Raw genomic sequence first — 23,590 nt, 5'->3', positions numbered from 1 at the left:
TGACTTACAACCGGCGCGCATTGTAGCACAACTCCGCGCCGTTCTTACCGCCTCCTGTCACGGGCGCGTCATCGAGCAGGCGGACGGCGTCTCCGTGCGCTGCGCCGGCACCGCGAGCACCGTCCGGAAGCCATAGCCCGAACCCTCGTTGTCGAAGCGCACGCCCGGCGTGCCAAGCTTGTCCATCTCCATCACGTAAAGGGGCTGGATCAATTGATGATCCTGCGCGCGCATCTTCGACGCGTGGAAGCCGTCGTCGAACGACAGGCCTTCGAGCGCGCGCGCGACCGCCACGGGATCGGCCGAACCCGCGCGGTTCATCGCGGCGGCCAGCATCTCGATCATCAGGCTCATCCGCCGTACCGGATAGTCGTCCTGCGCGGCCGGAAAACGGTTCCGGAACGCGCGGTAAAACGCATCGGATTTCGCGCCGCCCGCGTTCGGGTGCCAGTCCGCCACGGCCACGACCCGCCCGACACCGGCATCGCCGAGTGCGGCAGGCGCGCCGAGGCTGTTGCCGTAGAACGTATAGAACTTCGCGTTCAACCCCTGCTCGCGCGCCGCCTTCACGAGCAACGTGAGGTCGTTGCCCCAGTTGCCGGTCACGACGGCGTCGGCGCCGCTTGCGCGGATCTTCGCGATGTACGGCGAGAAATCCTTGATCCGGCCGATCGGATGGAATTCGTCGCCGGCGATCGCCACGTCCGGGCGCCGCGCGGCCAGCGCCTGCCGGGCGAGCGTGCTGACGTCGTGGCCGAAACTGTAGTCCTGGTTCAGCAGGTAGACCTTGTGCAGTGCGCGATCGCGCGCCATCACGTCCGCGAGCGCGGCCATCCGCATGCCCGCGTGCGCGTCGAAGCGGAAATGCCAGAAACTGCAGCGCGCGCCGGTCAGCGCCGGATCGTCGGCCGAATAGTTGAGGAACAGCATCCGGTTGTCCGGATCGCGCGCGTTCAGCTTGTCGAGCGCGGCGACGAGCGCGGCCGCGACAGCCGAGCTGTTGCCCTGCGCGACGAACCCGATATGGCGGTCTGCGGCCGCGCGCAACTGCACGAGCGCCTCCTCGGGACTGCCCTTGCTGTCGAGCACGACGAGTTCGAGCGGATGCGCACCGTCGCGCAGCTTCACGCCGCCCGCCGCGTTGACCTGTTCGACGCCGAAGCGCAGGTTGCGCTCGACCGCCGCGCCCGCATTCGCGAACGGGCCCGACATTCCTTCGATCAGCGCAATTCGTACCGGCTCGCCGCCGGCAAACGCGGACGACACCAGCATCCACCCCGCGCTCAACGCGAGCGCGCACCGCTTCCACCCCTGCATTGGCCACCTGCCCTTCAATCTGCCCGAGAAGCGCGGATCATAGGCTGGCGCCCCCGCCGCCCGCAAGCGCGACCGCGTCGGCGATCCGCACCGATTTTTTCCGCGCAATGCGCGGTCGCGCGCCGTCCGTGATAAAACGGGAATTGTTTCCGTGTTCTGGAGAATCCCCATGCGCATTCGCATTTCCGCGCGCCTGCCGGTGCTGGTCGCCAGCGCCGCCGCGCTGCTGGCCGGTTGCGCGCAACCGTGGCAGCAATACCAGGCCGGCCAGGACGAGTCGGCGATCGTCGCACGCATGGGCCCGCCGCGCGAGATCTACGACCTGCCCGGCGGCGGCAAGCGCCTGATGTGGCCGACCCAGCCGATGGGCGAAATCACCATCGCGGCCGATGTCGACGCGGCCCACAAGATCGTCAACGTGCGCCAGGTCCTGCAGCCGAGCGAGTTCTATCGCGCGGAGATCGGCAAGTGGACGAAGACCGATGTCCTCGTCAACTTCGGACGCCCCGTCGAGACGTCCTACTTCCCGCTGATGAAGCGCGAGGTGTGGACCTACCGGTATCTCGAGGACAACGTCTGGTACATGATGTACAGCTTCTACTTCGATCCGCAGGGCATCCTGCGCATCACGCAGAAAACGCCCGATCCGCTGCACGACCCCGACCGCCGCAACCTGTTCTGACCGATTACGCATTTACGCGCAATTTTCAGCATGGCCATTCACGAATCATTGCGCGAATGGCCATTTCCTTTTTTCCGCCCCGCTATTTAATTCGGCAAATACGACGGAAATCTTTTCCGATCGATGACATGCCGATGGCAATACGCTGACACCCCCGTCATGCGGGCCTTTGCGCGGAAACAGGCACGCGCCGCGCATGTCATGCGGCGAACTGGTGCATGCAATGCACTACGCCAAATCAATTTGAAACAAATTGTTTCAGCACCCCCGAAATGCTAGGGCATACCCCTAATATCAGTCGAAACCAAACCTTTCAATTTAGAAAGAATGCCATTGCGCCATTTCCGTCGATATTCGTTTGCCTTTATCACAAAGGAGTCCTCATGAATCGCCCCAAGAGCATGCTGGTTGCCAACATCGCCTGGGCCCGCGAAACGCGTGAACACACGCCCGGCTTCTTCGACGCACTCGCGCGCGGCCAGAACCCGCGCGTGCTGTGGATCGGCTGCGCCGACAGCCGCGTGCCGGCCGAAACCATCACCCACTGCGCGCCCGGCGAGCTGTTCGTCCATCGCAACATCGCGAACCTGTTCCATCCCGACGACGACAATTCCGCCAGCGTGCTCGAGTACGCGGTGCGCGTGCTGCAGGTCGACCACGTGATCGTGTGCGGGCACTACGGGTGCGGCGGCGTACGCGCGTCGCTGCTGCCGCCGCCGTCCGAGCTGCCGCACGTCGCGCGCCGCATCGCGCCGCTCTGCGCGCTCGCGCGGCGCCATCGCGACACGCTCGACGGGCTCGACGACACGGCCGCTGCCGACCGCCTCGCCGAACTCAACGTGCTCGAGCAGGTGCGGCTGCTGCGCGCGTCCCCGATCGTGCGGGGCCGCGAACGGCCGCCGCTCGTGCATGGCTGGATCTTTTCGCTCGCCGACGGCCGCCTGCAGGAACTCGATTCCGGCTACACCACGCCGCCCGTCGACGTCGAACCCGTGCAGGCCGTGACGGCCGACGCGCTCGGCTGACCTCCCCCAAGCCAATGAAATCGCCCCAACCATGAAACTGAACGAGCGCCTGTCCACCCTGCCGCGCGACATCGTCGCCGGCGTCGTCGTGTTTCTCGTCGCGCTGCCGCTGTGTCTCGGCATCGCCAATGCATCCGGCGTCGAACCGTTCGCCGGTCTCGTGTCCGGCATCGTCGGCGGGATCGTCGTCGCGCTGCTGAGCGGCTCGTCGCTGTCCGTCAGCGGGCCGGCCGCCGGCCTCGTCGTGATCGTCGTCGAAGGGATCGCCCAACTCGGCAGCTTTTCCGCGTTCCTGCTCGCAGTGCTGCTGTCCGGCGTACTGCAGTTCGGGTTCGGCATGCTGCGCGCCGGCCGCTTCGCCGCCTATGTGCCGTCCCCCGTCATCAAGGGCATGCTCGCCGCGATCGGCCTGCTGCTGATCGTGAAGCAGATTCCGTTCGCGTTCGGCATCGGCGGCTCGGCTGCGCAATCGTTTGCGAACTGGCCGGGCCTGCCGGTCGCGTGGGCCGCGACGGCCATCGCGCTCGCGTCGCTCGCGCTGCTGGTGGCGTGGGACACGCTCGCACTGCGCCGCTTCGCACTGGTGCGCTCGGTACCGGCCCCACTCGCCGTGGTCGTGCTCGGGATCGGCGCCACGCTCGTGCTGGGCGTCGTGGCACCGTCGGTTGCGCCGGGCGCCGCCCATCGCGTGACACTGCCCGAACTCGGATCGTTCGCGGCCTTCGCGGCGTCGCTCAAGCATGCGGAGCTCGGGCCGAACTTCGCGCAGCTCGTCAATCCGGACGTGTGGCGCGTCGCGATCACGCTCGCGGTCGTCGCAAGCCTCGAGACGCTGCTGAGCCTCGAAGCCGTCGAGCAGATCGACCCGAAGCGCCGGCCGACCCAGCCCGACCGTGAGCTCAAGGCCCAGGGCGTCGGCAATCTCGTCGCGGGTGCGGTCGGCGGACTGCCGATCACGTCGGTGATCGTGCGCAGCTCGGTGAACGTCAATGCGGGCGCGCAAAGCCGGATGTCGGCGATCGTCCACGGGATGCTGCTGCTCGCCAGCGTGTTCGCGCTCACCGGCCTGATCAACCTGATCCCGCTCGCGAGCCTGGCCGCGATCCTGATCCATACCGGCTTCAAGCTCGCGAAACCGGCACTGTTCCGCTCGGTGATGAAACAGGGCCCGGCCGCGTTCGTGCCGTTTGCCGCGACGATCGCTGGCGTGCTCGCGGTCGACCTGCTGTTCGGCATCGCGCTCGGCCTCGCGTGCAGCGTGCTGGCAGTCGCCGTCGCGAACCTGAAGAGCCCCGTCACGCTCGCGCAGCACGACGACCACTTCCTGCTGTCGTTCCGCAAGGACGTGTCGTTTCTCGGCAAGGTCCAGGTCAAGCACCACCTGCGGCACATTCCCGACCGGGCCGCAGTGATCATCGACGCGACGCGGGCCGACTACATCGATCACGACGTGCTCGAACTGCTCGACGCGTTCGTCGCCGATGCGCCGCGACGCGGCATCGCGGTCGAGTTCCGGCGGCGCAGCCCGGCGCCGCGCACGGCCACGCGCCGCTGGCTATTCCGCGCGCCGGCCGCCGAATGAACGGCGCATGAAAAACGCCCCGGCGGCGCAGGGCCGCACGGGGCGTTTCGGTGACGCGCGGTGCGCGGCGCTTATGAGCGCTGCGGATTGAGCTTGTCGTCCTTCGAATGCAGCTTGTTCAGTGCAGAAATGTAGGCCTTTGCAGACGCGGCGACGATGTCCGGATCGGTACCGACGCCGTTGACGATCCGCCCGCTCTTCGACAGCCGGACCGTCACTTCGCCCTGCGCCTGCGTGCCGGTCGTGATCGCGTTCACCGAGTACAGCAGCAGCTCGGAACCGCTGCCGACCTCGCTCTCGATCGCATTGAACGTCGCATCGACCGGACCGTTGCCGCGTGCCTCGCCGGTCACTTCCTTGCCTTCGACCCCGAACACGACCTTCGCGTGCGGCTGCTCGCCCGTTTCCGAGTGCTGCGACAGCGACACGAACTTGAAGTGCTCCTGCTCGTGCGCGAGCGCCGACTCCTCGGACACGATCGCGATGATGTCCTCGTCGAAGATCTCGGCCTTGCGGTCGGCCAGATCCTTGAAGCGCATGAACGCGGCATTCAGTTCGCTCTCGCTGTCGAGCGCCACGCCGAGTTCCTGCAGGCGCTGCTTGAACGCGTTACGGCCCGACAACTTGCCGAGCACGATCTTGTTCGCGGTCCAGCCCACGTCTTCCGCGCGCATGATCTCGTAGGTGTCGCGCGCCTTCAGCACGCCGTCCTGATGGATCCCCGATGCGTGCGCGAATGCGTTCGCGCCGACCACCGCCTTGTTCGGCTGCACGACGAAGCCGGTGATCTGCGACACGAGCTTCGACGTCGGCACGATCTGCGACGTGTCGATGCCGACGTCGAGACCGAAGTAGTCCTTGCGCGTCTTCACGGCCATCACGATTTCTTCGAGCGACGTGTTGCCCGCGCGCTCGCCGAGACCGTTGATCGTGCACTCGACCTGACGCGCGCCGCCGATCTTCACGCCGGCGAGCGAGTTCGCGACGGCCATCCCGAGGTCGTTATGGCAGTGCACCGAGAAGATCGCCTTGTCCGAGTTCGGAATGCGTTCACGCAGCGTCTTCACGAGGTTGCCGTACAGCTCCGGCACGCCGTAGCCGACCGTGTCGGCGATGTTGATCGTCGTCGCGCCTTCGGCGATCACGGCTTCCAGCACGCGGCACAGGAAATCCATGTCGGAGCGGCTGCCGTCTTCCGGCGAGAATTCGACGTTGTCGGTGAACTTGCGCGCGAAACGCACGGCGAGGCGTGCCTGCTCGAACACCTGGTCGGGCGTCATCCGCAGCTTCTTCTCCATGTGCAGCGGCGACGTCGCGATGAACGTGTGGATCCGGAAGCTCTCGGCCGGCTTCAGCGCGTCGGCCGCGCGCTGGATGTCCTTGTCGTTGGCGCGCGCCAGCGAGCAGATCGTGCTGTCCTTGATGAGACCGGCGATCGTGTGGATCGCGTCGAAATCGCCGTTCGAGCTGGCCGCGAAGCCGGCCTCGATCACGTCGACCTTCATCCGCTCGAGATGCTTCGCGATGCGGATTTTCTCTTCCTTCGTCATCGACGCGCCGGGCGATTGTTCGCCGTCACGCAACGTCGTATCGAAAATGATCAGCTTGTCTGTCATGGGGGGCTCCAGGGCTCTTTATACGGAAGTCAAACGTAACGAGATCGCGCCACCGCTGGCGACGCTCAACAACAGACGAGGCTTGACGGGGGGCGAGAACGGTCAGCGCGGCAGGCGCGCCAAAGCTAGCGCGCGTAGCGGCGCACCGGCTAGAAGGAGGGAGAGGCGGGAAAATGCAGTCATGCCGAAGACTATAGCGGCAATCCGTTGGGCGCGCAATCGGCCGGCACCCGGGGTTTCCGGCCGCACGAGTCGAATCAGGGACAAATGAAAACGGCGGCCCTGAGGCCGCCGTTTCCGGGTAAAAAACGCGTGTGCGTCAGTGATCGCGCTGCGACGAGCGCGCCGGATTCGCACGCCCGCGGATGGCCATGTAGCCCCAGAACACGTAGCCGGACAGCCCGTACAGCACGAACAGGCAGAACAGCATCAGCGGCGGGTCGGACGACACGAGCACGAACGCGACGACGACGAGCAGGATCGCCGCGAACGGCACGCGGTGCCGTACGTCGAGCGCCTTGCCGCTGTAGAACGGCGCGTTCGACACCATCGTCACGCCGGCGTAGATCGTCAGCACGAACGCGACCCACGGCAGCCAGCCGAGCTTCATCGGCACGCGGTTGTCGGTGGCAAGCCACACGAAGCCCGCGATCAGCGCGGCCGCGGCCGGGCTCGGCAGCCCCTGGAAGAAACGCTTGTCGACGACGCCGATGTTCGTATTGAAGCGCGCCAGGCGCAGCGCGGCGCCCGAGCAGTAGACGAACGCGGCGAGCCAGCCCCAGCGGCCGAGATCCTTCAGCACCCACTCGTACATCACGAGCGCGGGCGCGACGCCGAACGACACCATGTCCGACAGGCTGTCGAACTGCTCGCCGAACGCGCTCTGCGTATGCGTCATGCGTGCGACGCGCCCGTCCATCCCGTCGAGCACCATCGCGACGAAAATCGCGATCGCGGCGATCTCGAAGCGCACGTTCATCGCCTGCACGACCGCAAAGAAGCCGCAGAACAGCGCGGCGGTCGTGAATGCGTTCGGCAGCAGGTAGATGCCGCGCGTCTTCAGGAACCGCTGGCGCGCGGCGCGGCGGCTCTCGATGGGCACCGGATCCGATGCCATCCCCTTGTTGCGGCGGAACGGGCGTGGCGTCTGGCCGGCGCCATTGCGCGGCCGACGCGGTTTGAATGCGGCCATCGTGCGCCCCGCCGCTTACTGTTCGAGTTCGGCGAGGATCGTCGACGACGCGTAGACCTTCTCGCCGATCGACACCTTCGCGCGGCTGCCGAGCGGCAGGTACACGTCGACGCGCGAACCGAAGCGGATGAAACCATAGCGCTGGCCGCGCGACAGCGGCTCGCCGGCGCGCACGTAGCAGAGAATCCGGCGGGCAACGAGGCCGGCGATCTGCACGGCGGTCACGGTCTTGCCGCTCGCCGTCTGGATCACGACCGCATTGCGCTCGTTCTCGGTCGACGCCTTGTCGATCGCCGCGTTCAGGAACGCGCCCGGGAAGTATTCGACCTTGGAGATCGCGCCATCGACCGGCGAACGCTGCGAATGGACGTTGAAGACATTCATGAACACGCTGATCTTCAGCGCTTCGCGGTTCGCGTACGGGTCCTGCGTGGTCTCGACCGCGACGATGCGGCCGTCGGCCGGGCACAGTACCGCATTCGGCTGCGCCGGGATCGGGCGCTGCGGGTCGCGGAAGAACTGGACGACGAAGACGAGCAGCAGCCAGAACGGCCACGCGAAGCCGAAGCCCCCGACAGCATGGATCAACAGCGCGATGACGGCTGCAATCGCGATGAACGGCCAGCCTTCGCGCGCGATGATCGGATGAGGATAGTTCATGGATTCGTTCTGTGTTCGGTGAATTGCAAAGCCCGTAGGATAGCAAAAGCCGCCCGGGGCACTGCTGCCTTCGGGCGGCTTTTTGGTACCGGCCCTCTATTCGAGGGGCCGGAACAGCTCGCGATGCTTAGTTCTTCGTCTGGTCGACGAGCTTGTTCTTCGCGATCCACGGCATCATCGCGCGCAGCTTCGAGCCGACCTGCTCGATCTGGTGCTCGGCCGTCAGGCGGCGGCGCGACTGCAGCGTCGGCGCGCCTGCCTTGTTCTCGAGAATGAAGCTCTTCGCGTACTCGCCCGTCTGGATGTCGGTCAGGCACTGCTTCATCGCCTTCTTCGTCTCTTCCGTGACGATGCGCGGACCCGTCACGTACTCGCCGTACTCGGCGTTGTTCGAGATCGAGTAGTTCATGTTCGCGATGCCGCCTTCGTAGATCAGGTCGACGATCAGCTTCAGTTCGTGCAGGCACTCGAAGTACGCCATTTCCGGCGCGTAACCTGCTTCGACCAGCGTCTCGAAGCCAGCCTTGATCAGCTCGACGGTACCGCCGCACAGCACGGCCTGCTCGCCGAACAGGTCGGTTTCGGTTTCTTCACGGAAGTTGGTTTCGATGATGCCTGCACGGCCGCCGCCGTTCGCTGCCGCGTACGACAGCGCGATGTCGCGTGCCGCGCCCGACTTGTTCTGCGCAACCGCGATCAGGTGCGGCACGCCGCCACCTTGCGAGTACGTGCCGCGAACCGTGTGGCCCGGTGCCTTCGGCGCGATCATGATCACGTCGAGGTCGGCGCGCGGGATCACCGCACCGTAGTGGACGTTGAAGCCGTGCGCGAATGCCAGCGCTGCGCCCTGCTTGATGTTCGCGTGGACTTCCTTCGCGTACACGTCGGCGATCTGCTCGTCCGGCAGCAGCATCATCACGACGTCGGCGCTCTTCACCGCTTCCGCGACTTCCTTGACCGACAGGCCGGCGTTTTCGGCCTTGCTCCACGACGCGCCGCCCTTGCGCAGGCCGACCGTCACGTTCACGCCGCTGTCCTTCAGGTTCAGCGCGTGTGCATGGCCTTGCGAGCCGTAGCCGATGATCGTGACTTGCTTGCCCTTGATGAGGGAGAGGTCAGCGTCTTTGTCGTAGAAAACGTTCATGATGGTTCCTTCGCTAATTCAAAAATTCAACAATTCGTTCGGATGGAGTACTGCGGGCCGGGACATGACGGCGCACCCGGCGTGCCTGTCTGGCATCACACCTTCAGGATGCGCTCGCCGCGTCCGATGCCGGAGCTGCCGGTGCGCACGGTCTCTAGGATCGCGCCCGCGTCCAGCCCCTGGATGAATGCGTCGAGCTTGTCGCTCGCGCCCGTCAATTCGATCGTGTAGGTCTTTTCGGTCACGTCGATGATGCGGCCGCGGAAAATGTCCGCCATCCGCTTCATTTCTTCGCGCTCCTTGCCCACTGCACGTACCTTGATCAGCATCAGCTCGCGTTCGATGTGTGCACCGTCGGTCAGGTCCACCACTTTCACCACCTCGATCAGGCGGTTCAGATGCTTCGTGATCTGTTCGATCACGTCGTCGGAGCCAATGGAAACGATGGTGAGCCGCGACAGCGATTGGTCTTCGGTCGGCGCCACCGTCAAGGTTTCGATGTTGTAGCCGCGTGCGGAAAACAGACCGACCACGCGCGACAGCGCGCCCGGTTCGTTCTCCAGCAGGACGGAAATGATGTGTCTCATGTTCGCTTCTTCCAGAATGTGTCCGTGTCGATTCACTCGCGCCGCGCGCTGCCGCATGCCGCACCGCCCTTCGTGAAGGCGGCCGCATCGGGCTCAGGCGCGCGTCGCGCCGTTACAGATCTTCCGATCCGAGCAGCATCTCGGTGATGCCCTTGCCGGCCTGTACCATCGGCCAGACGTTTTCGGTCGGATCGGTCTGGAAGTCGAGAAACACGGTGCGGTCCTTCAGGCGCAGCGCTTCCTTCAGCGCCGGCTCCACATCCGAGGTCTTTTCGATCCGCATGCCGACATGGCCGTACGCTTCGGCGAGCTTCACGAAATCAGGCAGCGCATCCATGTACGAATGCGAATAGCGCTTGCTGTATTCGATCTGCTGCCACTGGCGAACCATGCCGAGATAGCGGTTGTTCAGCGAAATGATCTTCACGGGCGTGTCGTACTGCAGGCAGGTCGACAGTTCCTGGATGCACATCTGGATCGAGCCTTCGCCCGTGATGCACAGCACGTCGTCGTCCGGGTGCGCCATCTTGACGCCCATCGCTGCCGGCAGGCCGAAGCCCATCGTGCCGAGGCCGCCGGAGTTGATCCAGCGACGCGGCTTGTTGAAACGGTAGAACTGCGCGGCCCACATCTGGTGCTGGCCGACGTCCGAGCACACGAACGCATTGCCGTCCGTCAGCTCCCACGCCTTCTCCACCACGTACTGCGGCTTGATGATCTCGCTTTCGCGGTCGTACTTCAGGCAGTCCTTCGAGCGCCAGCCCTCGATGTCCTTCCACCATTGCGCGAGCGCCTCGGTGTCAGGGCCATGTTCGGCCGTCTGCAGCTGCTCGATCAGCTCCTTGAGCACTTCCTTCACGTCGCCGACGATCGGGATGTCGACCTTCACACGCTTCGAGATCGACGACGGGTCGATGTCGATGTGGATGATCTTGCGCGGACGCGACGCGAAGTGCGCCGGGTCGCCGATCACGCGGTCGTCGAAGCGGGCACCGATCGCGATCAGCACGTCGCAGTGCTGCATCGCCATGTTCGCTTCGTAGGTGCCGTGCATGCCGAGCATGCCGAGGAATTTCTTGTCCGACGCGCGATAGCCGCCCAGGCCCATCAGCGTGTTCGTGACCGGGTAGCCGAGGAGATCCGCGAACTGGTTCAGCTCACGCGACGCATCGGCGAGGATGATGCCGCCACCCGTGTAGATGTACGGACGCTTCGCCGTCAGCAGCAGCGACACGGCCTTGCGGATCTGGCCCGAATGGCCTTTCGTGACGGGGTTGTACGAACGCAGCGACACGCTCTTGACGGGCTCGTACTCGCACGGCGTCTTCGAGATGTCCTTCGGGATGTCGATCAGCACCGGGCCCGGACGGCCGGTACGGGCGATATAGAACGCCTTCTTGACGGTTTCCGCGAGGTCGCGCACGTCCTTCACGAGGAAGTTGTGCTTCACGCACGGACGCGTGATGCCGACGGTGTCGCACTCCTGGAATGCATCCTGGCCGATCGCGGCCGTGGGCACCTGGCCGCTGATCACGACCATCGGGATCGAATCCATGTACGCCGTGGCGATGCCGGTCACCGCGTTGGTGACACCGGGGCCCGACGTCACGAGGCAGACGCCGACATTGCCGGTGGAACGCGCATACGCATCGGCTGCGTGCACGGCCGCCTGTTCGTGGCGCACCAGCACGTGCTGAATCTTGTCCTGCTTGTAAAGCTCGTCGTAGATGTAGAGTACCGAGCCGCCGGGGTAGCCCCAGATGAATTCGACGTTTTCATCGGCCAGTGCCTTCATGAGCACGGTACCGCCGATGGAGTCGCTATCGGGAGGGGAAAGGGGTTCCGACGTGGAGAATTCCGCGCTGGGCATGTTCATTTTGACCTTTCGAATTTTCGGCAAAAAATTGATCGGGTGCTCTCTGCCGGGCTTGTGGCTCGGGTTCAAGCGGCGCGTCCAGTTTGAAGGGCAGGCTTCTTGGGCCAGCCTCAAATGAGACCATCACTTCATGTTGCGAATCATTGACGATAGCGGGTCGCGATTGGGTCGTCAAGCAAAATATCCCGCAGCGCATCATGGGCGCCGCTTGGCACCCCGCCGCCGCGGCTCGCGCGCAACGTGCGGCGCCCAACCCGGTGCCAAGTAGCGCGAAAATTTGATAGCATCCGCGGGTTTTACGAAATTTTTCGACCTTTTACACCACGCAGCGGTCCGCAGCGCATACCTTCACGGAATGGCATCAGACAAGGAACTCGCCGACTTTCTGGCGGGCGTCGAAAGGCGCGCGTTCAAGCAGGCTGCGTACGCCGTGCGTGACGACGATGCGTCGCTCGACATCGTGCAGGACGCGATGATCAAGCTTGCGGAGAAGTACGGCGACCGGCCGGCGGCCGAGCTGCCGCTGCTTTTTCAGCGAATCCTGCAGAACGCGATCCACGACTGGTTTCGCCGGCAGAAAGTCCGCAACACGTGGGTCACGCTCTTCTCGTCGCTGAACAACACCGACGACGACGACTTCGACCCGCTCGAAACACTCGAATCCGCGAACGACAATGTGGGCGTCGAGAGCAGCGAGCACCGCCTCGAACGAGAGCAGGTTCTGGCCCTGATCGACGAAGAAATCCAGAAACTTCCGGCGCGTCAACGGGAAGCGTTCCTGATGCGTTATTGGGAAGATATGGATGTCGCCGAGACTGCCGCCGCAATGGGGTGCTCCGAGGGCAGCGTGAAGACGCACTGCTCGCGGGCCACCCACACGCTGGCGCACGCGCTCAAGGCCAAAGGAATCACGCTATGAGCTCCGCTCCCGCAAATCGAGAACACGAATTCGCGCTGAAGGTGCGCCGCGCGCTGGACGAGTGTGCGGCCGACCTGCCTGCCGCGACCACCGACCGTCTGGCCGTCGCCCGCCGGGCTGCGCTCGCGCGCAAGAAGCCCGAACCCGCGACCGCGCCGGTGTTCGTGCCGGCCTTCGCCGGCGCGGCCGGTGCGTACGGGATGGCGCCCGCGAGCCGCCCGCAGGCGTCGTTCGCGCGCCGCCTGCTGCGCGCGTGGCCGCTGGCGCTGCTGCTCGCGGGGCTCGTCGGCATCGCCTACTGGGAAGACATGCAGCGCACCGCCGAACTCGCCGACATCGACGCGGCGATGCTCAGCGACGACCTGCCGCTCAACGCGTATCTCGATCACGGGTTCAACGCGTATCTGTCGCGCGCTCACTAACAGACAATAACGAGGGGATCGCACGGGTGAGTCAGAAGCGCGGCCTGGCCGTATTTTTCGGATGCGTAATCGCGATCGCCGTTTCCTACGTCGCCACTTACCCACGATTCCACCCGGCCCCCGCGACGACCACCGCCGCGGCCAGCAGCCCTGCCGCGCCCGCGTCGGCCGCGACCGGGCTGACCACCGAACTTCCCCCGCTGCCCCTGCCGCTGCCGGCCGCTACTGGCCCGCTGTCGTGGGCGCGCCTCACGCCGGCGCAGCACGCGGCACTCGCGCCGTTTGCCGACCAGTGGGACGGTTTCAGCGAAGCCCGCAAGCGTAAATGGCTGAAGATCGCGTCGCGTTTCGCGAAGTTGACACCCGATGACCAAAAGCGCCTGCAAGACCGGATGACCGAATGGGCGCGGATGACGCCCGAGCAGCGTCGCGTCGCGCGCGAGAACTACCAGAGTGCGAAGGAGCTTTCCGCGCAGGCGCGCGAGCGCGCCTGGAAGGCGTACCAGCAACTCCCCGAAGAGCAGAAGGAACGTCTCGCGGCCGCCGAGCGCCGCCGCCGGCCGAGCGTCGTCAGCGCGCCGCCGACCATCGCCGACCGTGACGTCCGCCGCCTCGTCAATTCGCACGAACACCCGGCAAGCGGTGCGGCCACTGCACCGGCGCCCGTCTCGGCCGCCGTCGCGCCGCCGGTGCCCGCATCGTCGACGGCCGGCACCGCATCCGCGCCGGCTGCCGTGGCGCCGGTGTCGCCCGCCGACGCACCCTCGCTGTTCAAGGGCTCCTGAGCGCCCGTGGCGAACGCCCACGCCCCCGAAACCCCGGCCGCAGCGCCGTCCGTGCGGCGGCGCCTCGCCGCGCTGCTCTACGAAGGCGTGCTGCTGTTCGGCGTGGTGTTCTTCGCCGGGCTCGCATTCAGCCTCGCGACGCAACAACGCAACGGCCTCGTCCATCACAACCTGCTCGCCGCCTGGATCGCGCTCGTGGTCGGCGCGTACTTCGTCTGGTTCTGGACGCATGGCGGCCAGACGCTGCCGATGAAGACCTGGCGGTTGCGGCTCGAATCGTCGAGCGGCCGGCCGCTGAGCGCGGGCCACGCGCTCGTCCGCTATGCGCTCGGCTGGCTGTGGTTCCTGCCGCCGCTCGCGCTGCACCCGCTCCTCGGCCTGTCGGTACCCGTCACGCTCGCGCTCACCGCCGCGTGGATCGTCGTGTGGGCCGGCGCCGCCCGGCTGCATGCCGGCCGCCAGTTTCCGCACGACCGGATCGCACGCACGCGCGTCGTCGCGATGCCGCGCTGACGCATCGCATTCACCTGACGAAAACACCCCGCAGAGGCGACGCCCGCCCGGCCCGACAGCCTTGCCGGACAACGCCCGTACGTTCCGTACGGCAGGTTGCACAACGTCCCGTGATTCACTGCTAAACACCCTACAGCGGTCGTAATAAGAACGTCTCGTGACTGTCACGGCACAGTCACGCCCGCATGGCGGAATGCCGGTAATGTCAACCGGCGCGAGTCATGCATGGGCCAGAAAACGTCCGCGACCTCCCTGTTCCGTCACCCCATCGGCGCCCGCGCCGCCACAGCTTTCCTGTCCGGTTCTGCCGCAACCGACGGGCTGGTGTCGCAAGACCCGCCTGCCGGGCATGCGACTCAGCATGACGACCCCGACTCGTCGGCACACCGCTATCGCACCATCTGGCTATCCGACATCCACCTCGGCTCGAGCGGTTGCCAGGCGCCGTACCTGCTCGACTTCCTGCGCCACAACGATTCGGAGTACCTGTACCTCGTCGGCGACATCATCGACGGCTGGCAGCTGAAGAAGGGCTGGTACTGGCCGCAGGCGCACAACGACGTCGTGCAGAAGATCCTGCGCAAGGCGCGCAAGGGAACGCAGGTCGTCTACATCCCCGGCAACCACGACGAAGGCGCGCGGCAGTTCTGCGATCTCGCGTTCGGCGACATCCAGGTGCGCGGCGAGGCGTTCCACACGACGCTCGCGGGCAAACGTTTGTGGATCGTGCACGGCGACCTGTTCGACGGCGTGATCCAGCACGCGAAATGGCTCGCGTACCTCGGCGACACGCTCTATACGCTGATCCTCGTGCTGAACCGCTGGTTCAACCGGATCCGCAGCCGGCTCGGCTTCCAGTACTGGTCGCTGTCGCAGTACCTGAAGCACCAGGTCAAGAACGCCGTCAACTTCATCTCGCAGTTCGAGACCGTGATGACCGACGAGGCGCGCCGCCGCGGCTGCGACGGCGTCGTGTGCGGGCATATCCACAAGGCGGAGATCCGCGACATCGACGGCGTGCTGTACTGCAACGACGGCGACTGGGTCGAAAGCCTGTCCGCGCTCGTCGAAACGATGGAAGGCGAACTGAAGATCGTCTACTGGACGGTGATGCGCACCGCACCGTCGGAGACCACGTCGCGCAAGGCCAAGGCCACTGCCTGACACACCCCTACTTACAGGACAAAGCCGCGATGAAGATCATGATCGTCACCGACGCGTGGGAACCGCAGGTCAACGGCGTCGTGCGCACGCTGAAGAGCACGTCGCGCGAACTCACCGACCTCGGCCACCGCGTCGAAATGTTGACGCCGCTGGAATTCCGCACGGTGCCCTGCCCGACCTACCCCGAGATCCGCCTGTCGATCCTGCCGTACCGCAAGCTGCGCGCGCGGATCGATGCGTTCGCACCCGACGCGCTGCACATCGCGACCGAAGGTCCGCTCGGCCTCGCCGCGCGGCGCTATGCGCGTTCGCGCAAGCTGCCGTACACGACCGCGTACCACACGCGCTTTCCGGAATACGTGCAGGCGCGCTTCGGCATTCCGCTCGCCGCGACCTACCGCTTCCTGCACTGGTTCCACGGCCCGTCGCTCGCGGTGATGGCGCCGACGCCGGTCGTCAAGCAGGACCTCGAGAAATTCGGCTTCACGAACGTCGTGCTGTGGACCCGCGGCGTCGATCTCGACGTGTTCCGGCCGATGGAATCGAAGGTGCTCAACACCGCCCGGCCGATCTTCCTGTACGTGGGCCGCGTCGCGATCGAGAAGAACGTCGAGGCGTTCCTGCGCCTCGACCTGCCCGGCTCGAAGTGGGTCGCGGGCGAAGGCCCCGCGCTCGCGGAGCTGAAGTCCCGCTATCCGGAAGCGAACTATCTCGGCGTGCTGTCACAGGCCGAGCTCGCGAAGGTGTATGCTGCGGCCGACGTGTTCGTGTTCCCGAGTCGCACCGACACGTTCGGCCTCGTGCTGCTCGAGGCGCTCGCCTGCGGCACGCCGGTGGCCGCGTATCCCGTGACGGGCCCGATCGACGTGCTTGGCGAAGGCGACGCCGGTGCAATGCACGAAGACCTGCAGGAAGCCTGCCTCGAGGCGCTGAAGATCGAACGCACGACTGCGCGCGAGTGGGCCGAACGCTTCTCGTGGCGCGCGGCATCCGAGCAGTTCGCGTCGCATCTGAAGCCGCTGCCGAAGACCGCGTACTCGCCAGCAGAAGGTGCCGCCGTTTGAAACGAGACCTGAACGACAAGACCCCGCCCCCCGACGCCACGCCGCAACGGCACCGCCCGTTCGACGAGGAAGAGCCGCACGCCGACGCGGACGTGCACCCGCACGAGCCGCTCGGCCCCGACGATCAGCTGACGCCGCTGCCGCCGAACCCGTACAAGCGCCACCGCGGCATCACGCGCGCCTGGTACGCCCTCAAGCATTCGCTGAACGGCTTTCGCGTCGCGATCCGCGAGGAGAGCGCGTTTCGCCAGGAACTCACGCTCGCCGCGCTGATGCTCCCGATCGGCGCGTTCGCGCCGGTGCCGGCCGCTTCGCGCGCACTGCTGATCGCGTCGGTGCTGCTCGTGCTGATCGTCGAGCTGCTGAATTCGAGCGTCGAGGCCGCGATCGACCGCATCTCGCTCGAGCGCCACGAACTCTCGAAGCGCGCGAAGGACCTCGGCAGCGCAGCCGTGACGGTCGCGTTGTTCGCATGCGTGACGACTTGGGGCTTCGTGCTCGGCCCGGTCGTCGCACGCTGGCTCGGGTTCTAGACGGCTGCCCTGCGAGCCCCCGGCGCACCGCCCGCGTGCGGCGCTGCACCATGCGCCGCGCGGGGCCGCGAACACGAAATGCCCCGATGTGGCGAAACCCCGGTTTATAATCGTCCGCTAGACATAGAACAGCAACCCGCGCCGGACGAATCACGCAGCATCGATTGCAGCGCCCGCCAGTCCGGCACACACAGGGCCGGACGACATGGAAGCGAAACCTCCCCGCCGCACCCGCGAACGGATTCTCGAGTTGTCGTTGAAACTCTTCAACGAGATCGGCGAGCCGAACGTCACGACCACGACGATCGCCGAGGAAATGGAAATCAGTCCAGGCAACCTGTACTACCATTTCCGCAACAAGGACGACATCATCAACAGCATCTTCGCGCAGTTCGAGCAGCAGATCGAACGGCGGCTGCGCTTTCCCGAAGATCACCGTCCGACGATCGACGAAACCTGGTCGTACCTGCAGTACATGGCCGATTTCATGTGGACCTACCGGTTCCTGTATCGCGACCTCAACGACCTGCTCGCCCGTAACCGCACGCTCGAGACGCACTTCAAGCAGATCATCAGCCACAAGGTGCGCTTCGCGCGCGAGATGTGCGAGCTGCTCGTGTCCGACACCGAGATGGTCGCGACGCCCGCCGAGATCGAAGTCATCGCCACCAACATGGCCGTCATTTCGACCTACTGGCTGTCGTATCAGTACGTGATGCATCCGCGCAAGTACAACGACCAGGACGCGATCCGCGAGGAACTGCACCAGGTCAGCATGCACGTGATCTCCGTGATGGCGCCGTACCTGCGCGGCCGTTCGCGCCAGCTGTTCGACGACCTGGTCTCCGGCAAGCTGCCGAAGCGCCAGTTCACCGACTACCTGCCGCCGCGCGACGGTTCGCCGCGCCCTGCCGGCAGCCCGGTCGTCGGTGGGCAAGCCCCCGCCAAGGATTCCAAGCAATGAAGGCAGTGTGTGTTTACTGCGGCTCGTCGTCCGGCGTGCGGCCCGTCTATGCCGACGCCGCGCGCGCATTCGGCCGCGCGCTCGTCGATGCGGGCCTCACGCTCGTCTACGGCGGCGGCCGGGTCGGCCTGATGGGCGTGATCGCCGACGAAGTGATGGCGGCCGGCGGCCGTGCGGTCGGCGTGATCCCCGAACTGCTCGTCGACAAGGAAGTCGGCCATACGGGGCTGTCGGAACTGCACGTCGTGCCCGACATGCACCACCGCAAGAAGATGATGGCCGACCTCTCCGACGCGTTCGTCGCGATGCCCGGCGGCGCCGGCACGCTCGAGGAGCTCTTCGAGGTCTATACGTGGGCGCAGCTCGGTTATCACCGCAAGCCCGTCGCGGTCTACAACATCGATTCGTTCTACGATCCGCTGATCGCGCTGCTGCGCCATACGGTCGACGAGGGCTTCATGCGTCCGGCCTATTTCGACGCGCTGTGCGTCGAGTCGGAACCCGTCGAACTGATCGAGCGGCTGCGTCGCTACCAGCCGCCCGCTCGCGACAAGTGGGCGCCCGACGCGGCCAAGTAACCGTCACCGGAACCCGCACGCGATGACCGCTCCGTCCGACCGCAAGGCCGTCCTCATCACCGGCGCGAGCCGTGGCATCGGCCGCGCGACCGCGGTGCTCGCGGCCGCGCGCGGCTGGGACGTCGGCATCAACTACGCACGCGACGCGGCGGCGGCCGAACTCACCGCGCAGGCCGTCCGCGACGCGGGCGGTCGTGCGTGCATCGTCGCGGGCGACGTCGCGAACGAAACCGACGTCGTCGCGATGTTCGACACCGTCACGGCCGCATTCGGCCGCCTCGACGCGCTCGTCAACAACGCGGGCATCGTCGCGCCGTCGATGCCGCTCGCCGACATGCCGGCCGACCGGCTGCGGCGGATGTTCGACACCAACGTGCTCGGCGCATACCTGTGCGCGCGCGAAGCCGCGCGCCGGCTGTCCACCGACCGTGGCGGCCGCGGCGGCGCGATCGTCAACGTATCGTCGATCGCGTCCCGGCTCGGCTCGCCGAACGAATACGTCGACTATGCGGGGTCGAAAGGTGCGGTCGACTCGCTGACGATCGGCCTGGCAAAGGAACTCGGCCCGCACGGCGTGCGCGTCAACGCGGTACGGCCCGGCCTGATCGAGACCGAAATTCATGCAAGCGGCGGCCAGCCGGGCCGAGCGGCCCGCCTCGGCGCATCGACGCCGCTCGGCCGCCCGGGCGAAGCGCAGGAGATCGCCGAAGCGATCCTCTGGCTGCTGGGCGACGCGGCGTCTTACACGACGGGCGCCCTGCTCGACGTCGGCGGCGGCCGGTAATTCCGCATCGCGGCGCGGCAAACACCGCCGTCCGAAACAATCCGTCGTCACCACACCACAAATCTCCACAATTCCGTGACACGAACGGTAATCCTCCGTAACAATTCCGTGTTCTACTAGCGGACATTCAGACAGGTGTCATAAACACCCGTCCGTTGGCCCTTGATGTGGCCCCAATCGGTCCTGCCCATGTCGCCGGACCCGCTCGACTCGACCCGAGATTCCTTCCATGCCTGGAACCGCAGCGCCCAGCCGGCGACGCACGTCTGTGCCCGCTCCGGCCCAGCACACCCATTCGACCGACGCCGCCGACCTCACTGCAACGCTCGACGCCGCCGGCACGCCCATCGCCGCCTCGACCGCCGCCACCAGCACGACGCGCGAACGCTCGCTCCTGCTCGGCTGGCGTGCGTGGCTGTTCGTCGCCGCGCTGATCTGCGCGTATACGCTGCCGGGCGTGCTCGGGCACGACCCGTGGAAGCAGGACGAAACCTACACGTTCGGCATCATCCAGCACATGCTCGAGACCGGCGACTTCGTCGTGCCGACCAATGCCGGCCTGCCGTTCATGGAAAAGCCGCCGCTATACGCGTGGGTGGCGACCAGCCTCGCATGGCTGCTGCAGCGCGTGATGCCGCTGCACGACGCGGCCCGGCTCGCGAGTGCGCTGTTCGCCGCACTTGCATTCGGCTTCATCGCACGCGCGGCGCGCGTCGCCAGCCGCGCGGACTCCTGGTTCGACCTGCGCGTGATCGGTCCCGTCGCGTTGAGCGCGGGCACGCTCGTCGTCATCAAGCATGTGCACGACATGATGACCGACGTCGCACTGTTCGCCGGCACGGCGATCGCCTTCTGCGGGCTGCTCGAACTCGTGATGCAGCACGTCGCGCGCGCGCAGCAGATGCGGCACGGGCTGCCGGTCCGGCCGTCGGGCCGCTGGGCCGCGCCGATCTTCGGCGCGGGCGTCGGCATCGCGCTGATGACGAAGGGGCTGTTCGTGCCGCTCGTGTTCGCGGCCACGCTCGTCGGCGCGCTGGTGCTCTATCCGGCCTGCCGCACCCGCTCGTTCGCGCGCTCGCTCGGTGTCGCCGCGCTCGTATTCGCGCCGTTCGCGCTCATCTGGCCGATCGCGCTGTTCCTGCGCTCCGAGACGCTGTTCATGACGTGGTTCTGGGATAACAATGTCGGCCGCTTCTTCGGCTTCTCCGTCCCCGAACTGGGCGCGGAAAACGACAAGCCGTTCTTCATCCTGCGCGCGTTCCTGCTCGTCGGCTTCCCGGTCGCGCCGCTCGCGATCGTCGCACTCGCGCGCGGTGTGTGGCGCGACTGGCGCACGCCGCGCGTCGCGCTGCCCGTGATGTTCGCGGGCGTCGGACTCGCCGTGCTGCAAGTGTCCGCGACGTCGCGCCAGCTCTACATCCTGCCGTTCTTCGCACCGCTCGCACTGGTCGCTGCGCAGGCCATCGAACGCCTGCCGCGCCGACTACATCTCGCGTGGGACTACCTGAGCCGCGTCCTGTTCGGCGCGACCATCGCACTCGCATGGGCAATCTGGGCGGTGATGGCCGATCCGGCCGCGTCGCGCAAGGATCTCGCGCTGCTCGGCCGCTGGCTGCCGCTCGACTGGACGATACCGATCGAACCCGCGCTCGTGATCGGTGCGCTCGCGCTGACGGTCGGCTGGCTGACACTGCTGCCGAAGCTGCGCGCGACAGGCCTCTGGCGCGGCGCGCTGTCGTGGGGCGCCGGCGCACTCGTCGCATGGGGGCTCATTTACACGCTGCTGCTGCCGTGGCTCGACGTCGCGAAAAGCTACCGCTCGGTGTTCGACGACCTGAACGCGCATCTCGCGCTCGAGTGGAACGACGGCGACTGCATGGCGAGCCTGCACGGGCTCGGCGAATCGGAAGCGCCGATGCTGTACTACTTCTCCGGCATCCAGCACACGCCGATTGCCGACGCAAAGACGACGCGCTGCACCTGGATGATCGTCCAGGGCGTACGGGCCGTCGATCCAGCGCCTGGCAACGAATGGAAACTGTTCTGGACGGGCGCACGCCCGGGCGACAACGAAGAACTGCTGCGCGTGTACGTGCGCACGCCTGAGCAGCACCTGCAGTAATGCGGGGCCGCACGGCGCGCCGCCGTGCTTGCCCTCATGCCAGACGTGAAGCGGTGAACACCACCGCCTGAGCAGCAAACCGCCGCCGGGACAGGTGCGCCACCGACCGGCGTCCCCGGCTGACACGGCACCCGCGCGACGCCGCGGGCCTCCCCCGCCCCTTGTCGCGCGAGACCGCCCGAATCCTCAGAACGACGAACCGGGCTCGCGAAGAAACGCCTTCTCCTCGTCGCTCGATGCCCGACCGAGAATCGCGTTCCGGTGCGGAAAGCGGCCGAAGCGCTCGACGACGGCCGCGTGCAGCAACGCGAAGCGGTGATAGCTCTCGCACCCCGCCTCGTCGCGAATGCCCGCGCACAGGCGCACGGCCTCGCGCTGGCTCTCGACCGACTCGTCGTGCTCGAACGGCAGATACGCAAACGCGCGGTGATGTCCGCTCGGCAACTGCGCATCCCAGCCGGCCGCGACGACGCGGCGCGCCAGCGCGAGCGCCTTCGGATCGGCGGCAAACGCGCGTGGCGTGCCGCGATGGATGTTGCGCGAGAACTGGTCGAGCACGACGATCAACGCAAGCGCGCCCGACGGCGAGCCTGCCCAGTGATCGCATGCGCCGTCGCACGCGGCGTCGAGCAAGGCACCGTAGCGCGTGCGCAGCACGTCGTCGAACGCCGCGCCGCCGTTGAACCAGACCTTGCGGTCCTGCCCGAATTCGGCCGAGCCCGGCTCGCCGAACCAGAAATCCAGAATGTCCCGCGCTTGCGGATCCAGCGCTGCCGCGCCCGCGCGGGTGGTGTCGATCGTCATGCAAACTCCAGTACGAGGCGCCGGGTGCGCGCGCTCTTTTTTTCCAGTTTCGCGATCCGCAGCTCGCCGATTTCGGACGTGTTGCGCACATGCGTGCCGCCGCACGGCTGCAGGTCGACCTGCTCGATGCGCAGCAGCCGCACGCGGCCAAGGCCCATCGGCGGCTTCACGCTCATCGTGCGCACGAGGTCCGGCCGCGCGGCCATCTCGTCGTCGGTGATCCATTCGGTCGTGACCGGGTGCGCGCCGACCACCAGGCCGGCGAGGCGTCGCTCGACGTCGTCGCGGTCGATCGCGTCGGACGTCGCGAAATCGAGCCGCACGTAGTCGGCCGTCACGCTGCAGCCGTCGACCGCATACGGCAGCACCGCGCACATCAGGTGCGCCGCGGTATGCAGCCGCATGTGGCGATAGCGGCGCAGCCAGTCGATCTCCGCGACCACGCGCGTGCCGGGCTCGAGCGCCGCAACACTCGCCTCCTGCCCCGGTGCGGGCACGTGCACGGCATCGTCGGGCGTCGCGCCGTCGAACTTGGCCTTGCGCGTATCGGCAATCGCGATCGTGCTGCCGTCGGGCAGCGTCAGCGTGCCGGTGTCGCCGGCCTGGCCGCCGCCGAGCGGATAGAACACGGTGCGGTCGAGCCGGATACCGTCGTCGCCGACGGCCAGCACGGCCGCGTCGCATTGCGTGAGGTACGCGTCTTCGCGAAACAGCGCTTGTGTCGTCATCGGGCGAGCCTCGTATCGATTGGGGGGAAGCGGCCAGTGTCGCGCCGCACGGCGCGTGCGCCCAGACGCAGATCGTCCCGCGCACGGGCGGCGGCGTACCGGTCGATCAACCGGGCCGGTTACGCATCCAGTCGGCCGTGTCGTAGAAGGAATGCATGAGCCGTTCGCGCAGCGGCTCGGGCAGCCCGATGTCGTCCATCGCCCACGCCATGCAGCGCAGCCACTGGTCGCGCTCGACCGACGCGATCGGGAACGGCAGGTGCCGCGCGCGCAACCGCGGATGGCCGAACCGGCTGATGTAGTGGTCGGGGCCGCCGAGCCACCCGCACAGGAACCAGAACAGCTTGTCGCGCGAACCGTCGAGCGAGGCCGGGTGCAGCGCGCGAATCTCCGCGAACTCGGGCTCGAGATCCATCAGGTCGTAAAAGCGGTCCATCATTTCGCGCACGCGGGCTTCGCCGCCCACGAGCTCGAACGCCGTCGGTTGCGACGGCGCATCATCATTCACATCGGTCATACGGATAGTCGG

General features: G+C 66.5%; 24 protein-coding genes. 14 read left to right on the top strand and 10 right to left on the bottom strand.

The features are described 5' to 3' along the window. Window positions 1-57: 57 nt before the first annotated feature. Window positions 58-1,317 carry a branched-chain amino acid ABC transporter substrate-binding protein gene (locus BDI24065_RS31210; RefSeq protein WP_175034461.1) on the bottom strand — a complete coding sequence of 420 codons (1,260 nt, stop codon included), beginning with the start codon at window positions 1,315-1,317 and terminating at the stop codon, window positions 58-60. A gap of 169 nt (window positions 1,318-1,486) precedes the next feature. Between BDI24065_RS31210 and BDI24065_RS31205 the strand changes: the two genes are divergently transcribed. The 3 genes from BDI24065_RS31205 to BDI24065_RS31195 all read left to right on the top strand — a co-directional run bounded on the left by BDI24065_RS31205 (window position 1,487) and on the right by BDI24065_RS31195 (window position 4,606). Next, window positions 1,487-1,999: a hypothetical protein gene (locus BDI24065_RS31205; RefSeq protein ID WP_175034460.1), complete on the top strand. Its 513-nt coding sequence runs from the start codon at window positions 1,487-1,489 to the stop codon at window positions 1,997-1,999. Window positions 2,000-2,382: 383 nt separating this feature from the next. Continuing rightward, entirely contained in the window at window positions 2,383-3,024 is a 642-nt protein-coding gene (locus tag BDI24065_RS31200; RefSeq protein WP_175034459.1) for a carbonic anhydrase, read from the top strand. A gap of 31 nt (window positions 3,025-3,055) precedes the next feature. Then, window positions 3,056-4,606, top strand: a complete 1,551-nt coding sequence (locus BDI24065_RS31195; protein ID WP_175034458.1) for a SulP family inorganic anion transporter — start codon at window positions 3,056-3,058, stop codon at window positions 4,604-4,606. Window positions 4,607-4,677: 71 nt separating this feature from the next. On the opposite strand, the gene BDI24065_RS31190 is transcribed toward BDI24065_RS31195, so the two are convergent. The 6 genes from BDI24065_RS31190 to BDI24065_RS31165 all read right to left on the bottom strand — a co-directional run bounded on the left by BDI24065_RS31190 (window position 4,678) and on the right by BDI24065_RS31165 (window position 11,681). Further along, window positions 4,678-6,222 (bottom strand): 2-isopropylmalate synthase, encoded by a 1,545-nt coding sequence (locus tag BDI24065_RS31190; protein WP_175034457.1) that lies wholly within the window; start codon window positions 6,220-6,222, stop codon window positions 4,678-4,680. A gap of 319 nt (window positions 6,223-6,541) precedes the next feature. Further along, window positions 6,542-7,414, bottom strand: a complete 873-nt coding sequence (gene pssA, locus BDI24065_RS31185; protein WP_175034456.1) for a CDP-diacylglycerol--serine O-phosphatidyltransferase — start codon at window positions 7,412-7,414, stop codon at window positions 6,542-6,544. 15 nt (window positions 7,415-7,429) lie between these two features. Beyond that, complete coding sequence (locus BDI24065_RS31180; protein ID WP_039370565.1) at window positions 7,430-8,074, bottom strand: phosphatidylserine decarboxylase; 645 nt, start codon at window positions 8,072-8,074, stop codon at window positions 7,430-7,432. Window positions 8,075-8,201: 127 nt separating this feature from the next. Further along, on the bottom strand, window positions 8,202-9,218 hold the full coding sequence (gene ilvC / locus BDI24065_RS31175; RefSeq protein WP_098551046.1) for a ketol-acid reductoisomerase: 1,017 nt from the start codon (window positions 9,216-9,218) through the stop codon (window positions 8,202-8,204). Between the two features lie 95 nt (window positions 9,219-9,313). Then, window positions 9,314-9,805 carry an acetolactate synthase small subunit gene (gene ilvN / locus BDI24065_RS31170; RefSeq protein WP_011352712.1) on the bottom strand — a complete coding sequence of 164 codons (492 nt, stop codon included), beginning with the start codon at window positions 9,803-9,805 and terminating at the stop codon, window positions 9,314-9,316. A 112-nt stretch (window positions 9,806-9,917) separates the two neighbouring features. Next, a complete protein-coding gene (locus tag BDI24065_RS31165; RefSeq protein ID WP_046544741.1) occupies window positions 9,918-11,681 on the bottom strand; it encodes an acetolactate synthase 3 catalytic subunit in 1,764 nt (587 codons plus the stop codon). A gap of 355 nt (window positions 11,682-12,036) precedes the next feature. On the opposite strand from BDI24065_RS31165, the gene BDI24065_RS31160 reads away from it, so the two are divergent. The 11 genes from BDI24065_RS31160 (at window position 12,037) to BDI24065_RS31110 (ending at window position 21,529) form a co-directional block, all read left to right on the top strand. Then, window positions 12,037-12,600 carry an RNA polymerase sigma factor gene (locus BDI24065_RS31160; protein ID WP_043188875.1) on the top strand — a complete coding sequence of 188 codons (564 nt, stop codon included), beginning with the start codon at window positions 12,037-12,039 and terminating at the stop codon, window positions 12,598-12,600. After that, the gene (locus BDI24065_RS31155; protein ID WP_175034455.1) at window positions 12,597-13,022 is read left to right on the top strand and encodes a DUF3619 family protein; all 426 of its coding nucleotides are present in this window, start codon (window positions 12,597-12,599) and stop codon (window positions 13,020-13,022) included. The genes BDI24065_RS31160 and BDI24065_RS31155 overlap by 4 nt, the downstream gene beginning before the upstream one ends. A 26-nt stretch (window positions 13,023-13,048) precedes the next feature. Continuing rightward, window positions 13,049-13,807 (top strand): DUF3106 domain-containing protein, encoded by a 759-nt coding sequence (locus BDI24065_RS31150; protein WP_175034454.1) that lies wholly within the window; start codon window positions 13,049-13,051, stop codon window positions 13,805-13,807. Window positions 13,808-13,813: 6 nt separating this feature from the next. After that, window positions 13,814-14,320, top strand: a complete 507-nt coding sequence (locus tag BDI24065_RS31145; RefSeq protein ID WP_175034453.1) for an RDD family protein — start codon at window positions 13,814-13,816, stop codon at window positions 14,318-14,320. Window positions 14,321-14,545: 225 nt separating this feature from the next. Further along, a complete protein-coding gene (locus BDI24065_RS31140; RefSeq protein WP_175034452.1) occupies window positions 14,546-15,484 on the top strand; it encodes a UDP-2,3-diacylglucosamine diphosphatase in 939 nt (312 codons plus the stop codon). 29 nt (window positions 15,485-15,513) lie between these two features. Continuing rightward, entirely contained in the window at window positions 15,514-16,548 is a 1,035-nt protein-coding gene (locus BDI24065_RS31135; RefSeq protein ID WP_175034451.1) for a glycosyltransferase family 4 protein, read from the top strand. Then, window positions 16,545-17,081, top strand: coding sequence for a diacylglycerol kinase (locus tag BDI24065_RS31130; RefSeq protein WP_175034450.1), 537 nt, complete (start codon window positions 16,545-16,547; stop codon window positions 17,079-17,081). The genes BDI24065_RS31135 and BDI24065_RS31130 overlap by 4 nt, the downstream gene beginning before the upstream one ends. A gap of 205 nt (window positions 17,082-17,286) precedes the next feature. After that, window positions 17,287-18,045, top strand: a complete 759-nt coding sequence (locus tag BDI24065_RS31125) for a TetR/AcrR family transcriptional regulator (RefSeq protein ID WP_175034449.1) — start codon at window positions 17,287-17,289, stop codon at window positions 18,043-18,045. After that, on the top strand, window positions 18,042-18,623 hold the full coding sequence (locus BDI24065_RS31120; protein ID WP_048020480.1) for a TIGR00730 family Rossman fold protein: 582 nt from the start codon (window positions 18,042-18,044) through the stop codon (window positions 18,621-18,623). Before BDI24065_RS31125 ends, BDI24065_RS31120 begins: the two co-directional genes overlap by 4 nt. A 22-nt stretch (window positions 18,624-18,645) precedes the next feature. Then, window positions 18,646-19,407 carry an SDR family oxidoreductase gene (locus tag BDI24065_RS31115; protein WP_175034448.1) on the top strand — a complete coding sequence of 254 codons (762 nt, stop codon included), beginning with the start codon at window positions 18,646-18,648 and terminating at the stop codon, window positions 19,405-19,407. 229 nt (window positions 19,408-19,636) lie between these two features. Beyond that, window positions 19,637-21,529, top strand: coding sequence for an ArnT family glycosyltransferase (locus tag BDI24065_RS31110; protein WP_175034447.1), 1,893 nt, complete (start codon window positions 19,637-19,639; stop codon window positions 21,527-21,529). A 186-nt stretch (window positions 21,530-21,715) separates the two neighbouring features. Here the strand turns inward: BDI24065_RS31110 and BDI24065_RS31105 are convergent, their stop codons facing one another. The 3 genes from BDI24065_RS31105 to BDI24065_RS31095 form a co-directional block, all read right to left on the bottom strand. Further along, window positions 21,716-22,333, bottom strand: coding sequence for a DUF924 family protein (locus tag BDI24065_RS31105; protein WP_175034446.1), 618 nt, complete (start codon window positions 22,331-22,333; stop codon window positions 21,716-21,718). Continuing rightward, window positions 22,330-23,061, bottom strand: coding sequence for an alanyl-tRNA editing protein (locus BDI24065_RS31100; RefSeq protein WP_175034445.1), 732 nt, complete (start codon window positions 23,059-23,061; stop codon window positions 22,330-22,332). The genes BDI24065_RS31105 and BDI24065_RS31100 overlap by 4 nt, the downstream gene beginning before the upstream one ends. Before the next feature lie 106 nt (window positions 23,062-23,167). Further along, on the bottom strand, window positions 23,168-23,578 hold the full coding sequence (locus BDI24065_RS31095) for a group II truncated hemoglobin (protein ID WP_175034444.1): 411 nt from the start codon (window positions 23,576-23,578) through the stop codon (window positions 23,168-23,170). Window positions 23,579-23,590: the final 12 nt, after the last annotated feature.

Origin of the sequence: Burkholderia lata (assembly GCF_902499025.1) — a bacterium.
In the GTDB taxonomy this organism is placed as follows: Bacteria; Pseudomonadota; Gammaproteobacteria; order Burkholderiales; family Burkholderiaceae; genus Burkholderia; species Burkholderia lata_C.
Note: the sequence above shows the minus strand (reverse complement) of the source record. Positions and strands in the feature narration are given on the sequence as shown.